Here is a 14,062-nt window from a genome sequence, read left to right on the forward strand (position 1 = left end):
AGGATGCCCCGATGACCGCTGCCTCGTCGCCGATCGCCACGCCGAACGATCTCGAAGCCTATTGGATGCCGTTCACGGCGAACCGGTCGTTCAAGAAGAACCCGCGCATGGTCTCCCGCGCCGAGGGCATGTTCTACTACACGCCGGAGAACAAGCCGGTCATGGACGGCACGGCGGGCCTGTGGTGCTGCAATGCCGGCCATGCGCGCGAGCCGATCATCCAGGCGATCCAGGCCCAGGCGCGCGACCTCGACTACGCTCCCTCCTTCCAGTACGGCCATCCCAAGGTCTTCGCCGCCGCCGCCCGTATCGCGGCGCTGGCGCCGGGCGATCTCGATCATGTCTTCTTCGCCGGCTCGGGCTCGGAGGCCGCGGATTCGGCGCTCAAGATCGCGCTGGCCTACTGGAACGTCTCGGGCAAGGCCGCCAAGACCCGCCTCATCGGCCGCGAGCGCGGCTATCACGGCGTCGGCTTCGGCGGCATCTCGGTCGGCGGCATGTCGAACAACCGCAAATTCTTCGGCTCGCTGCTCACCGGCGTCGACCATCTCGCCCATACCTACGACCGCGAGAAGCAGGCCTTCAGCAAGGGCGAGCCCGAATACGGCGCGCATTTCGCCGATGATCTTGAGCGCATCGTCGCGCTGCACGACGCCTCGACCATCGCTGCGGTGATCGTCGAGCCGATGGCGGGCTCGACGGGCGCGCTGCCGCCGCCGAAGGGCTATCTCAAGCGCCTGCGCGAGATCTGCGACAAGCACGGCATCCTCTTGATCTTCGACGAGGTCATCACGGGCTTCGGCCGCCTCGGCTTCGCCTTCGCGGCCGAGCGCTATGGCGTGATCCCCGACATGATCACCTTCGCCAAGGGCGTGACCTCCGGCACCGTGCCGATGGGCGGCGTGATCGTGCGCAAGCACATCTACGACGCCTTCATGAACGGCCCGGACAATGTCATCGAGCTGTTCCACGGCTACACCTATTCGGGCCATCCGCTGGCGGCGGCCGCGGCGCTCGCCTCGCTCGACATCTATCGCGACGAGGGGCTGTTCGAGCGCGCGCGCGCCATGGAAGGCGCCTGGGCCGATGCGGTGATGAGCCTGAAGGGTGAGCCGAACGTCGTCGACATCCGCACGCTCGGCATGGTCGGCGCCGTCGATCTCGCGCCACGGGCGGAGGGCGCCGGCAAGCGCGGCTACGAGGCGATCGAGCGCGGCTTCCACGAGGAAGGGCTGATGATCCGCACCGCCGCCGACACCATCGCCTTCTCGCCGCCGCTGATCATCACGGAGTCGCAGGTCGAGGAGCTGATCGGCAAGCTGCGCCGGGTGATCCGGTCGGTCGCGAACTGAAGCGGCGAGCACGCGCGCCAGTATTTCCAGCGGCATAACGCCAAGGGCCGCCTCCCCGGGGAGGCGGCCCTTCACGCATCTGTCAGCGCGCGACGCGCCAGGCGACCAGCAGAGCGAGCAAGGCCGGCACGGCGAAGACCAGGACAAGGATCGGCAATTCCGCGCGCACGGAGTAGCCCGCCTTGGCGACGCCGACCCACATGTTGAGCAACGCCACGGCAAGCCAGACCGGCACGAAAAGCTTGGCAGCGAGAGCATAATCCGGTTGGGCCCCGCCCCACAGCTTTCCGAAGAGCAGGAACAGGCCCAGCAACACCACGCCGCCGCCGATCACCATCGCCATATGCATATGCCTGCTCCTCACCGTCGAAAACAGATACAGATACTGCGAGCTTACGACGCCCGCACTCCAGCCGGGCGAAGGCAGGCAAAGCTCACCTGCGCTCAGCCGCGCCGCAGCTTGTTGTAGCGCGCAATCAGCCTGTCGCGCTTGAGCCGCGACAGGCGGTCGATCCAGAAGAGGCCATCGAGCTGGTCGATCTCGTGCTGATGGCAGACGGCGAGCAGCCCGTCCGCATCCTCGACATGTTCGACGCCGTCGAGATCGCGGTAGCGCACGCGGACATGAGCATGGCGCTCCAGCTCGTCGGTCACACCCGGCATCGAGACGCTGCCCTCGACATGGCGGATGGTCTCGCGCGAGACATTGTCCAGCACGGGATTGACGTAGGTCCGGACATCGCCCGGCACCAGCTCCAGCACCACCAGTCGCAAGAGCACGCCGACATGCGGCGCGGTGATGCCGATGCCGGGCGCCTCTCGCATCGTGTCGAGCAGGTCCGCCGCCAATTCCCGCAGGTCGGCATCGAAACGCGTGACGGACGCCGCCGCCACCCGCAGACGCGGGTCGGGAAAGTTCAGGATCGGCCTGGACGGCATATGCTCATTCCGACTTCTTGCGTGCAGCCGCGTTTCCGACCTTCCCGGAACCGGCGCCAACCGACAAACCGCTTCCCGATGTTATCGGGAAGCGCATCATGCGACCGAACGACGACAGCCGCTTCATCGGCCTGCGGCTGCATCAACGACACTCACTTCGTCGTGTAGCCGCCGTTCACCAGGATCGTCTGGCCGGTCATCCACCAGCCGTCCGAGACGAGGAAGCGCAGCCAGGGCACGATGTCCTGAATGTCGGTCAGCCCCGTCTTCGAGAAGGGCGAGAGCGCCGCCGCGCTCTTGTGATAGGCGACCGCATCGGCGCCTTCCGCGGGATAGAAGAACGGCGTGTCCATCGGGCCCGGCCCGATCGCGGTCACCGAGATGCCGCGCGCGCCGAATTCCTTGGAAGCCGCGCGGGTATAGTGCTCCACCGGCGCCTTGGTACCGGCATAGCTCGCATAGAACGGCGTGAAGGCGCCGAGCAGCGAGGTCACCAGCGTGCAGACCTTGCCGTTGTCGCTGACATGCTTGCCGGCTTCCTTGAGGAAGAAGAACGCCGTCTTCGAGTTGACCGCGCTCATCTCGTCGAACTCGGCCTCGCTGATCTCGACCATCGGCTTCTTCAGCACCTTGCCGACGGTATTCACGGCGATGTCGATCGCGCCCATCGCCGCCTTGGCGTCGGCAAAGAGCTTCTCCATCGCTGCCGCCGAGGTCAGGTCGGCCTGGAAAGCATAGGCTTGCGCGCCCGCAGCCTTGATCGCGGCCATCGTCTTCTCGGCTTCGGCCTTGGCCGGAGCGCTGTTGTAATGAATGGCGACCGCCTTTGCGCCCTGCGCCGCCAGGTCCTTCGCCAGCAGGCCGCCCAGATTCTTGGCGCCCCCGGCGATCAGAACCGTCTTACCCTTGATGCCGTGATCGGCCATCGCATGCTCCTGTTCGCTGCAATCGATGGCGACAAAATATCGTCCGAAAATCAGATATAAAGATTTGTATCAGGACATCACTGGTCAGAATTTCCGAACAATCTGGAGCGCCGATTTGGACCGCATCGACCTCTTCCGCATCTATGCCCGCGTCGTCGAGTGCGAGAGCTTCACCCAGGCGGCCAAGGCCCTCGGGCTACCGCGCTCCTCGGTCTCGGCGGCGGTCGCGGCACTGGAGCAACGGATCGGCACAAGGCTGCTCCAGCGCACGACGCGGCGCGTCTCCGCGACGCAGGACGGCGCGGCCTTCTACGAGCATTGCGCCCGGCTCGTCGCCGATGTCGAGGAAACCGAGGCGCTGTTCCGCCACAGCGCCGCGCGCCCTGCCGGGCGGCTCAGGATCGACGTGCCCGGCCGGATCGGGCGATTGATCATCGCGCCCGCCCTGCCGGATTTCCTCACCCGCTATCCCGAGATCGACATCGATCTCAGCGTCACCGACCGGGCGAGCAATCTGATCGAGGACGGCATCGATTGCGTGCTGCGCGTCGGCGCGTTGAGCGATTCAGGTTTGATCGCGCGCTCGGTCGGGGAGCTGCCGCTGATCAATGTCGCCAGCCCCGGCTATCTCGCGGCGCACGGCGTGCCCGGGCATCCCGGCGAACTCGATGGGCATAAGGCCGTCAACTACGCCTCGCCGTCGACGGGGCGGATCGAGCCTTGGGAATGGCTGGAGAATGGCACGCTGCACGACCGCCCCCTGCCCGGCCGCGTCACCGTCAACAGCGCGGAGGCCTATATCGCCTGCTGCCTCGCCGGGCTCGGCCTGATCCAGATCCCGGCTTATGATGTGGCCGAGCATCTCGCTGCGGGCGATCTCGTCGAGGTGATGCCCCGACACCGGGCTGCGCCGATGCCGATGACCCTGCTCTATCCCCACCGCCGGCACCTGTCGCGCCGGCTGCAGGTCTTCGCGGACTGGCTCGTGGCGCTGCTGCGCACGCGGCTGGCGAACTGAGCCCTAAGGCTCAGGCCGCCTTCGTCTCGGCCGTGCCGTAGAAGCTCTCGCCGGTCTTGGCCATGCGCTTCAGCAGGCGGTTCGGCTTGAAGCGCTCGCCATGGGTCTTGGCCAGCTTTTCGCAGAGCTTCACGAAGGCGGCGGCGCCCATATTGTCGATATAGGACAGCGTGCCGCCCGAGTAAGGCGCGAAGCCAAAGCCGATGATCGAGCCGACATCGGCCTCACGCGGATCGGTGACGACGCCTTCCTCATAGGTCTTGGCGGCTTCCAGCGCCTGCGTCACCAGGAGGCGGTGCTTCAGCTCCTCCATGTCGACGCTGTCGGGGTCGAGCCGCTTGCCGACGAGCTCGGCGAGCCCCGGCCAGAGCCGCTTCGGCCCGGCTTCCGGGTAGTCATAGAAGCCCTTGCGGTTCTTGCGGCCGAGACGGCCATGCTTCTCGACCATGTCGGCGAGCAGCTTCTCCTGCGCCGGATCGACCGCGCCCTCGCCGAGCTGGGCCTTGGTCGCCTTCAGCACCTTGTAGGCGAGATCGACCGCGACCTCGTCATTGAGCGAGAGCGGACCGACCGGCATGCCGGCCTGCTTGCCGGCGGCCTCGATCATGGCCGGCGGCACGCCTTCCATCAGCATCAGGTGGCCTTCGCGGATATAGTTGCCGACGCAGCGATTGGCGTAGAAGCCGCGGGTGTCGTTGACGACGATCGGCGTCTTCTTGATGGCGCGGACATAGTCCAACGCCATGGCGAGAGCCTTCTTGCCGGTCTTTTTGGCCATGATGACCTCGACCAGCAGCATCTTCTCGACCGGCGAGAAGAAATGGATGCCGATGAAGTTCTTCGGGCGCTGGCTGGTCTCGGCGAGGCCGGTGATCGGCAGGGTCGAGGTGTTGGAGCCGAAGATCGTGCGCGGTCCGACGACCGCCTCGACCTTGGCAATGACCTCGGCCTTGACCTTCGGGTCCTCGAAGACGGCCTCGACGATCAGGTCGCAGCCCTTGAGATCGGCATAGTCGGCCGAAGCCTTGATGCGGCCGAGCAGCGCATCGCGATCGGCGGTCTTGGCGCGGCCCTTCATGATCTGGTCGGAGACCAGCTTGTGCGAATAGGCCTTGCCCTTCTCCGCTGCCTCGACGTCCTTGTCGACCAGCACGACCTCGAGGCCGGCCTGCGCCGTGACATAGGCGATGCCGGCACCCATGAAGCCCGCGCCGATGACGCCGACCTTCTTGAGCTTCGACGGCGGCACATCGGCCGGGCGGCGGGCGCCCTTGTTGAGTTCCTGCATCGAGACGAAGAGCGAGCGGATCATCGACGCCGCCTCTTTCGTCCGGAGGATCTTGGCGAAGTAGCGGCTCTCAACCTTGAGGCCGAGATCGATCGGGAGCTGCAGCCCCTCATAGACCGCCGAGAGGATGGCCCGCGCCGCCGGGTAGTTGTCGTTGGTCTCGCGGCGATAGATCGCATTGGCCGGCGGCCAGATCTGCATGCCGGCCGGCGAATGCACCTTGTTGGAAGGCAGCTTGAAGCCCTTCTGGTCCCAGGGCTGGGTCGCCTGCGGATTGGCCTTGAGCCAGTCCTTGGCGTTCTGGACGATGTCGGCGCGGGCTGCGACCGCATGGACGAGGCCGGAATTGCGCGCCGGCAGCGCCTTCACCTGCTCGCCCTTGAACATCATCTGGAGCGCGTCGCCGGTCTGCATCAGGCGCGAAACGCGCTGGGTGCCACCAGCGCCCGGAAACAGTCCGACCTTGATTTCGGGCAGGCCGACCCGGGTCGAGGCATCGTCCGAAACGACGCGATACTGGCAGGAGAGCGAGAGCTCGAAGGCGCCGCCCAGGCAGACACCATGGATCGCGGCGGCGAAGGGTTTCCCGCAGGTCTCGAGCTTGCGATAGAGCAGCGAGAGCTTGCGGCTCTCGTCGAAGAAGCTCTGCATCGCGACCGCCTCGCCCTTTTCCTTGGCGAGCTTCACATAGAGGTCGCGCAGGCCCTGGAGCATGGTGAGATCGGCGCCGCCGGAGAAGCTCTCCTTGCCGGAGGTGATGACGCAGCCCTTGATGGCCTCGTCGCCCGCGACCTTGTCGACGATCTGGTTCAGCTCTTCCATCACCTCGGGGGTGATGACGTTCATCGAGCGGCCGGGCATGTCCCAGGTCGCGACAGCGATGCCGTCGGCGTCGGTCTCGAAGCGGAAATTGGTGAGGTTCATGATGTCTCTCCCTGCCCTTCCGCTCAGACGCGTTCGATGATGGTGGCGACGCCCATGCCGACGGCGACGCAGAGCGTCACCAGCGCGGTCTGCTTGTCCTGCCGCTCCAGCTCGTCGAGCACGGTGCCCAGCACCATCGCGCCGGTCGCGCCGAGCGGATGGCCCATGGCGATGGCGCCGCCATTGACGTTCAGGATGGCGTCGTCGATGTCGAGCGCCTGCTGGTAGCGCAGCACCACGGAGGAGAAAGCCTCGTTCAATTCGAAGAGGTCGATGTCCTTCATGGTCATGCCGGCCTTCTTCAGCACGAGCTGGGTCACGTCGATCGGACCGGTCAGCATCAGCGCGAGGTCGGAACCGACGGTCGCGAAGGCCTTGATGCGGGCGCGGGGCTTGAGGCCCGCCGCCTTGCCGGCCCGCTTCGAACCGACGAGCACAGCCGCCGCGCCATCGACGATGCCGGAGGAATTGCCGGCATGATGGACGTGGTTGATGAACTCGACATCGGGATGCGCGGCGGTCCCGACCGCATCGAAGCCGCCCATCTCGCCCATCTGGACGAAGGAGGCCTTCAGCGCGGCCAATGCCTGCATGTTGGCATCGGGGCGGATCGTCTCGTCATGGTCGAGGATGGTGAGGCCGTTGACGTCGGTGACGGGGATGACCGAGTTCTTGAAGCGGCCTTCCTTCCAGGCCTTGGCGGCGCGCTGGTGCGAGCGCACGGCAAAGGCGTCGACATCGTCGCGCGAGAAGCCGTATTTCGTCGCGATCAAATCGGCCGAGATGCCCTGCGGCATGAAATAGGTATCGATGGCGACGCTTGGATCGACCGCGATGCCGAAGCCGGAGGCGCCCATGCCGACGCGCGACATCGATTCGACGCCGCCGCCGATCGCCATCTCCTTCTGGCCGGACATCACCTGCGCGGCGGCGAGGTTCACCGCATCGAGGCCCGAGGCGCAGAAGCGGTTGATCTGCACGCCCGGCACTTCCTTGCCGTAGCCCGCCTTGAGCGCGACGGTGCGGGCGATGTCGGCCGCAGCCTCGCCGACCGGATCGACGCAACCCAAGACGACGTCCTCGACGAGGAGCGGATCGAGATCGTTGCGGTCCTTGATCGCGCGCAGCGCCTGGGTGCCGAGCTCGATCGCGGTCACTTCGTGAAGCGAGCCGTCGGCCTTGCCCTTGCCGCGCGGCGTGCGGACGTGGTCGTAGATGAATGCGTCTGCCATTTGGTGGCCTCCCGGGGCGCCGTCGGACGGCGCGTTCTGGTGCCGGACGTCATGGTCGGGCTTGACCCGACCATCTCGTCATCCAGCGGGTTCTGCAAGAGATGCACGGGTCAAGCCCGGGCATGACGGCGTTTTCGTCAGAACTGCTCGACGCTGAGCGCCATCGTCGTATCCGCTCCGGCGGTGATGCGCGCCAGATGGGCAGCGGTTTCCGGCAAGGTGCGCTCCATGAAGAAGCGGGCCGTGACGAGCTTGGCGCTCATCCGCTCGTCGGCACCGGCCTTGAGCTTCTCCTGCGCGGCCTTGGCCATCTTCACCCACATGTAGCCGAGCGAGACGAGGCCGAGCAGGTGCATGAAATCGCTGGCGCCGGCGCCGGCATTGTCCGGCTTGGCGAGTGCGTTGTTCATGAACCACATCGCCGCCTGCTGCAGATGGCCGAGCGAGAGCTGGAGCGGCCCGAGCAGGGGCTTCAGCGCCTCGTCCTCGGCATTCTCCTTCAGGAAGCCGCCGACCTCGTTGAAGAAGGCCATGATGCCGCGGCCGCCGTCGCGGCCGAGCTTGCGGCCGACGAGATCCATGGCCTGCACGCCGTTGGCGCCCTCGTAGATCATCGCGATGCGGGCATCGCGGACGAACTGCTCGACACCGGTCTCGGCGATGTAGCCGTGGCCGCCGAACATCTGCTGCGCCTTCACGGCGTTGTCGAAGCCGATATCGGTGAGCACGCCCTTGAGCACCGGGGTCATCAGGCCAAGCTGATCGTCGGCCGCCTGGCGTTCGGCCGCGTCGCCGGAGCGATGGGCGATGTCGGATTTCAGCGCGTTCCAGAGCACGAAAGCGCGGGCCGCCTCGTTGAAGGCCTTGATCGACATCAGCGTGCGGCGCACGTCCGGATGGACGATGATCGGGTCGGCCGGCTTGGCGGGCTCCTTGGCGCCGGTGAGCGCGCGGCCCTGCAGGCGCTCCTTGGCGTAGGCGACAGCGTTCTGATAGGCGACCTCGGACTGGGCGAGCCCCTGGATCGCGACGCCGAGGCGGGCCTCGTTCATCATCACGAACATGGCGTTGAGGCCGCGATTCTCGTCGCCGACCAGCCAGCCCTGCGCCCCGTCGTAGTTCATCACGCAGGTGGCGTTGCCGTGGATGCCCATCTTGTGCTCGATCGAGCCGCAGGACACGCCGTTATTGGCGCCGACCGAGCCGTCCGCTTCGAGCTTGTTGCGCGGTACGACGAAGAGCGAGATGCCCTTCACGCCGGCCGGGGCGCCCTCGATCCGGGCGAGCACGAGATGGATGATGTTCCCGGTGATGTCCTGCTCGCCGGCCGAGATGAAGATCTTGGTGCCGGAGATGGCGTAGGAGCCGTCGCCGTTCGGCACGGCCTTGGTCTTGAGCAGGCCGAGATCGGTGCCGCAATGCGGCTCGGTCAGGTTCATGGTGCCCGACCAGGTGCCGTCGATCATCTTCGGCAGATAGGTGCGCTTGATCTCGTCGGAGCCGTGGACATAGAGCGCGGCGATCGCGCCCATGGTCAGGCCCGGATACATGGCGAAGGCCATGTTCGCGGCCGAGGCATACTCGTTCATCACGGCGCCGAGCGTGTAGGGCAGGCCCTGGCCGCCATATTCCGGGTCCATGGCAAGGCCGATCCAGCCGCCGCCGGCATAGGCCTCATAAGCCTCCTTGAAGCCCTTCGGCGTGGTGACGCGGCCGTCTGGATGGCGGGTGCAGCCCTCCTGGTCGCCGGAATAGTTGATCGGCTGGAGCACTTCCTCGCAGAGCTTGGCGCCCTCGCCGAGTACGGCCTCGATCACGTCCGAGGACGCGTCGGCGAAGCCCGGCAGGTTGTTGTAGCGCTCGATATTGAAAACGTCGTTGAGCAGGAAAAGCGTATCGTCGACGGGCGCCTTGTAGACCGGCATCGTGGTCCTCCCTCACCTCGCGCGGCGGCGCTCATGGGTGCACCGCTTCAAGATAGTTCACATATAAACAATCTCACCCGGCATGCAATGGGTGTCCGGCGAATTTGTCCTCCCGCGCGTGACCGTTCGATGGCAAGGCAATAAAAAACCCCGGCAAAGCCGGGGTTCTGGGACAGAGCGTCGCGCATCCATCCTGAGACGGGAGGTGCCCCGCGCTTTTCGCCGGAAACCGGATTCGGCCCGCGACGCGATGCGATCTCAGGCGGCGCTGAGCCGGGTGAGCGAGCCCTCGAGCTCCTTGATGGCGTCCTCGATCTCGGCGCGCTGGCTGCGCAGCAGCTCGAGCTGCTCGACGATCTGATCGCGGCTGAGATGCAGGCCGCCGACCGAGGCCGACTTGCCCGCCGAGCCCGCCTTCTTCTCCTCATTGGCGAGCATGGCGCGAATCTCGACCAGGGTGAAGCCGAGCTGCTTGCCCTTGAGGATGAGCGCGAGCCGGGCACGATCACGCGCCGAATAGATGCGCGTCATGCCCGAGCGGGCCGGCGCAAGCAGGCCGCGGGATTCGTAGAAGCGCAGGGTTCGCAGCGTCACGCCGAAATCACGGGCGAGATCGCTGATGGTGAAGCCCCCGGCATCGGAATCCGCGACCGGGACATTGTCAGCGCGGGTCTCATGAATCGAGGAACCCGCCATAGCTGAGCTTTGGCGCGACATGAGCATTCATTCCTTGAAAGATGGACGGCGGCACCGGCACATACTGGCGGCATCGCCTTGCTGAGATGTCTTCTTACGGCACCCCCTCCCCTAGCGTCAGGTAATACGCCCCCGGGGTGGGGTAAGTTACGGTTATACGAACCCCGACAAGGCGGCAGAAAAGCGGCGCTTCGGAAAAAATTAACGGATCGGTCGGAATTCTTAACCCGCTGTTTACCATGCCGGCGAAATCTCAGGGGCGCGGACCGGCGTTGCGACTTCGTCAACGTTCTTTTCACGGATCGCCGGATCGAGCGGAAGCGGCGGCGTCAGGGAGCTGCGCCTTCGTTAACAACGGGCCCTGGAGGCGAGCACAATCATGGCGAACAGCTTGCCCTGGAGCGTCAAGGGGGTCGACCCGAGGACGCGCGATGCGGCTAAGGCGGCGGCTCGCCGCGCCGGCATGACCTTGGGCGAATGGCTCGATCACAAGATTCGCGACGAGAGCGAGGAGGCGCAGCCGGCCATGGCCGCCACGGCGCCGCCGGAGCAGCTCGATATCGCCGCCCTCTCGGAGCGGCTCGCGCGGCTCTCCCAGACGCAGACCGAAACCGCCGCGCGCGCACCGACCCCTCAGCCCTCGCGCAATGAGATCGACGTCCTGCTCCGCCAGGCGGCGGCGACCGAGAAGCTGACGCGCGAGACGAGCGCACGCACCGCCGGGGCGCTCGATTCGATCACGCGCTGGATCGAGAAGACCGAGGACCGCCTGTCCTCGGGCGAGCGGACGGCTGCCGAACGCCAGGAGCGGGCGACCAGCGTCATCGCCGAGGCCATCAAGTCGATCGGCGAGCGGATCGTCGAGATCGAGCGCCGCGCCGTCGAGCCCCGGCAGCAGGCCGGCGAGGATCGCTCTCCCCGGCTTGCGTTCAGTCGCGACGGACTCGCCGCCGCCGTCACCGATATCCGCACGCGCCAGCGCCTGCTCGATCGCGACGAGAGCGAGGCGCCTCGGCCGGCTCAAGCTTCGCAGGACCGCATCTCGGCGCTGCGCGAGGATCTGCGCGACCTCAGCGCACGCCTCTCGCCGGATGCGCGGCGCGCGGCCGCGCCGCAGCAGCGGCCCGCGGCCCCCTTCGGCGGCGATCTCGCCCATACGATCGAGACCAAGATCGCCGCTCTCGGCGAGCGCCTCGACAGGCTCGCCGGCCGCGATCATTTCGAACCGGTGCTGAAGCCGCTGGCCCGCCTCGAGGCGGAGGTTTCACGCCTGTCGCAGGATCGCTCGGGCGGTGGCTACCAGCATGTCCAGCGCGAGATCGCGCATCTGGCGAACAAGATCGACGCGCTCGCATCGGGTGGCGGCATCGATCCGACGCCGCTGGCGCGCGACATCGCCGAGCTGCGCGAGCTGGTCGCGCAGAACGGCAACGACCACCGGCTGGAAGAGCTCTCGCAACAGATCGCCTCGCTCGGCTTCGAGATCAGCCGGCTGCGCGAGATCGAACCCGACATGCGCGAGATGCGCAACCTGTCCTCGGCCATCGAGGATGTGCGCAGCGCCGTGCTTTCGGGCCGCCCGCGCGAGTTCGAGCTGGGGCCGCTCTCGGCGCTGGCAGGCCAGATCGACCGGCTGTCGCAGCGTTTCGACGAAATCGCCGAGCGTCGCCCCGATAACCAGATCGACCATCGCCTCGACCTGCTCCAGCAGCATGTCGAGCGGCTCGCCGAGAACAGCCCGGTCGCCGTCACGCGCCAGATCGAAGCCCTGGCCGGGCGCATCGAGAGCCTCGCGGCCTCGAGCGAGCTTGTCCGCATGACCGAGGGCGCGGACGGGCGCGTGCCGGCTGCTCTCAAGCCGATCGAAGACATGCTGCGCCACCTCGCCGAGAAGATCGACGAAGCTGGCGCGCCTGAAGCGAATTCGGAGTCCTTCGACGCGCTCGAGCAGCAGATCTCGGGGATCGCCGCCCGGCTCGACGAGGCGGCCGCGACCCGCCACGCCGAGAGCGGCATCGAGCGGACGCTGCAGGATCTGGTCGTGCATCTGCGCTCGATGCGGGAGGAAACGGCAGCCGAGCGCGCCGCGCTCGTGCAGGCCACCAGCGCGGTGACGCCGGGCAAGGGCATCGTCGAGCTCTCCGGCCTGGTTTCCGGCATGCGGGACACCCAGATCTCCTCGGAACGGCAGACGCATGACGCGCTCGGCGCCCTCAACCAGACGCTCGAAGCGATCATGGGCCGCCTGTCGAACCTCGAAGGCGAATTGCTGGCGGAGCGCCATGGCGCTTCCGGCCGGCCAGCCGCGCCGCGGGCCCAGGAGCCGGCGACGCGCCAGGAGCCGACCAGGCGCTTCTCGACGTCTCGCGAGCCGCTCGTCGCGGCTCCCGCCGCTCAGGACCGGCCGGTTGCCGGCGAGGCGCCCCAGCGCACCGAGCCGACCCTCGCCATGCCGAGCGCGGCCTTCGACCTGCCGCTCGAGCCGGGCTCCGGTCGCCCCCGCCCCGAGGCGACCGCCAATGCCGGCCAGGATGCGCAATCGGTTCGCCAGAGCCTGATCGCCGCCGCGCGCCGCTCGGCCAAGGCCGCCAGCGAAGCCGCCGCGACCGCGCCCACCACGGCGGCCGAACCCGCCGCGAAAAGCCCGGGCCGGCTGCGCGAGATCATGGAGAAGCGCAAGCGCCCCCTCCTGCTCGGCCTCGCCGCCGTGATCCTCGCGCTGGGAACCGCCCAGGTCGTCACCAGCTCGCTGGGCGGCAAGGATACGAAGACGGCCAGCAACGAGAGCCAGAACCTGCTCGCTCCCCCGGCCGCCCTGCCGGAAACAGCGGCGGCATTGTCGCCGCCAGCGCCGGCGGAACAGGCTCCCTCCAAGGACCAGTCCTCGCTCGCTCTCTCATCTCCCGCCGCGAATGCGGGCGGCGCCATCAACGCGGATGCGGGCAATGCCCCCGCCGCCCCGGCTCCGGCCGCCGTTTCCGCTGCCACGGAATCGGCGCAGGCCGCGCCGGAAACGGCCAGCGCTTCGTTGCCCGCCTCCGAGCCGGTGCAGGCCGTGACCGGCCTCGGCGATCTGCCGACCGGGCTGGGCAGCGCCGGGCTGCGCAAGGCCGCGCTCGATGGCGACGCACGCGCCGTCTACGAACTGGCGACACGCGCCGCCGACGGCCCCACCGGCTCGCGCGACCCCAAGCTCGCCCTGCGCCTGTTCGAGCGGGCGGCCGTCGCGGGGCTCGCGCCGGCACAGTTCCGCCTCGGCAACATGTTCGAGAAGGGCGTGGGAGCTCCGCGCGACCTGCCCCTCGCCCGGATCTGGTATCAGCGCGCCGCCGAGCGCGGCAACGCCAAGGCGATGCACAACCTCGCGGTGCTCTATGCCGAGGGTGCCGCCGGCAAGCCGGATTATGCCACCGCGAACACCTGGTTTGCGAAAGCGGCCGAGCTCGGCGTGCGCGACAGCCAGTACAATCTCGCCGTGCTGCTCGGCCGCGGGCTCGGCGCGCCGGCCGACCTGGCGCAGTCCTATGTCTGGTTCGCGATCGCGGCCGTGCAGGGCGACGAGGACGCCGCCCGCAAGCGCGACGAAGTCGCCCAACGCCTGAAGCCGGAAGAGCTCGCCGCCGCCAAGGCCCGGGCGACGGGCTGGAAGCCGAAAGTGCTCGACACCGCCGCCAACGAAGTCACCCCGCCGCCGAAGGGCTGGGATGCCGGCCCGACGGCCTCGATGGCGAAGCCCGGCAAGCCGAGCCGGAGCTGAAAACC

At 67.4% G+C, this 14,062-nt stretch carries 10 protein-coding genes; 3 read left to right on the forward strand and 7 right to left on the reverse strand.

What is annotated here, in order from left to right; translation table 11 throughout:
* The first annotated feature begins 11 nt into the window (after positions 1-11).
* Positions 12-1,352, forward strand: coding sequence for an omega-aminotransferase AptA (gene aptA / locus IED13_RS13270; RefSeq protein ID WP_191124441.1), 1,341 nt, complete (start codon positions 12-14; stop codon positions 1,350-1,352).
* Positions 1,353-1,434: 82 nt separating this feature from the next.
* Here aptA and IED13_RS13275 read toward each other — a convergent pair whose 3' ends face one another.
* The 3 genes from IED13_RS13275 to IED13_RS13285 form a co-directional block, all read right to left on the reverse strand.
* Positions 1,435-1,701: a hypothetical protein gene (locus tag IED13_RS13275; protein ID WP_038360825.1), complete on the reverse strand. Its 267-nt coding sequence runs from the start codon at positions 1,699-1,701 to the stop codon at positions 1,435-1,437.
* A gap of 95 nt (positions 1,702-1,796) precedes the next feature.
* On the reverse strand, positions 1,797-2,291 hold the full coding sequence (locus IED13_RS13280) for a peptide deformylase (protein WP_112762952.1): 495 nt from the start codon (positions 2,289-2,291) through the stop codon (positions 1,797-1,799).
* A gap of 152 nt (positions 2,292-2,443) precedes the next feature.
* On the reverse strand, positions 2,444-3,217 hold the full coding sequence (locus IED13_RS13285; protein WP_113253943.1) for an SDR family oxidoreductase: 774 nt from the start codon (positions 3,215-3,217) through the stop codon (positions 2,444-2,446).
* Between the two features lie 115 nt (positions 3,218-3,332).
* Here IED13_RS13285 and IED13_RS13290 point away from each other — a divergent pair, with 115 nt between their 5' ends.
* Positions 3,333-4,235 carry a LysR family transcriptional regulator gene (locus IED13_RS13290; protein ID WP_191124442.1) on the forward strand — a complete coding sequence of 301 codons (903 nt, stop codon included), beginning with the start codon at positions 3,333-3,335 and terminating at the stop codon, positions 4,233-4,235.
* 10 nt (positions 4,236-4,245) lie between these two features.
* On the opposite strand, the gene IED13_RS13295 is transcribed toward IED13_RS13290, so the two are convergent.
* The 4 genes from IED13_RS13295 to IED13_RS13310 all read right to left on the reverse strand — a co-directional run bounded on the left by IED13_RS13295 (position 4,246) and on the right by IED13_RS13310 (position 10,300).
* Entirely contained in the window at positions 4,246-6,447 is a 2,202-nt protein-coding gene (locus IED13_RS13295) for an FAD-dependent oxidoreductase (protein ID WP_191124443.1), read from the reverse strand.
* 23 nt (positions 6,448-6,470) lie between these two features.
* Positions 6,471-7,679 (reverse strand): acetyl-CoA C-acetyltransferase, encoded by a 1,209-nt coding sequence (locus IED13_RS13300; RefSeq protein ID WP_191124444.1) that lies wholly within the window; start codon positions 7,677-7,679, stop codon positions 6,471-6,473.
* A gap of 137 nt (positions 7,680-7,816) precedes the next feature.
* The gene (locus tag IED13_RS13305; protein WP_191124445.1) at positions 7,817-9,604 is read right to left on the reverse strand and encodes an acyl-CoA dehydrogenase C-terminal domain-containing protein; all 1,788 of its coding nucleotides are present in this window, start codon (positions 9,602-9,604) and stop codon (positions 7,817-7,819) included.
* A gap of 258 nt (positions 9,605-9,862) precedes the next feature.
* A complete protein-coding gene (locus tag IED13_RS13310) occupies positions 9,863-10,300 on the reverse strand; it encodes a MerR family transcriptional regulator (RefSeq protein WP_038360818.1) in 438 nt (145 codons plus the stop codon).
* 379 nt (positions 10,301-10,679) lie between these two features.
* Between IED13_RS13310 and IED13_RS13315 the strand changes: the two genes are divergently transcribed.
* Complete coding sequence (locus IED13_RS13315; protein WP_191124446.1) at positions 10,680-14,057, forward strand: SEL1-like repeat protein; 3,378 nt, start codon at positions 10,680-10,682, stop codon at positions 14,055-14,057.
* The last annotated feature ends 5 nt before the right edge of the window (positions 14,058-14,062 follow it).

It is taken from the genome of Allobosea spartocytisi (genome assembly GCF_014764685.1).
Lineage (GTDB): Bacteria > Pseudomonadota > Alphaproteobacteria > Rhizobiales > Beijerinckiaceae > Allobosea > Allobosea spartocytisi.

Excerpts from the sequence above, each read along its gene's own strand:
- IED13_RS13285 (WP_113253943.1), bottom strand. The coding sequence starts at position 3,217 with ATGGCCGATCACGGCATCAAGGGTAAGACGGTTCTGATCGCCGGGGGC.
- IED13_RS13310 (WP_038360818.1), bottom strand. The coding sequence starts at position 10,300 with ATGGCGGGTTCCTCGATTCATGAGACCCGCGCTGACAATGTCCCGGTC.
- IED13_RS13280 (WP_112762952.1), bottom strand. The coding sequence starts at position 2,291 with ATGCCGTCCAGGCCGATCCTGAACTTTCCCGACCCGCGTCTGCGGGTG.
- IED13_RS13305 (WP_191124445.1), bottom strand. The coding sequence starts at position 9,604 with ATGCCGGTCTACAAGGCGCCCGTCGACGATACGCTTTTCCTGCTCAAC.
- IED13_RS13275 (WP_038360825.1), bottom strand. The coding sequence starts at position 1,701 with ATGCATATGGCGATGGTGATCGGCGGCGGCGTGGTGTTGCTGGGCCTG.
- IED13_RS13295 (WP_191124443.1), bottom strand. The coding sequence starts at position 6,447 with ATGAACCTCACCAATTTCCGCTTCGAGACCGACGCCGACGGCATCGCT.
- IED13_RS13315 (WP_191124446.1), top strand. The coding sequence starts at position 10,680 with ATGGCGAACAGCTTGCCCTGGAGCGTCAAGGGGGTCGACCCGAGGACG.
- aptA (WP_191124441.1), top strand. The coding sequence starts at position 12 with ATGACCGCTGCCTCGTCGCCGATCGCCACGCCGAACGATCTCGAAGCC.
- IED13_RS13300 (WP_191124444.1), bottom strand. The coding sequence starts at position 7,679 with ATGGCAGACGCATTCATCTACGACCACGTCCGCACGCCGCGCGGCAAG.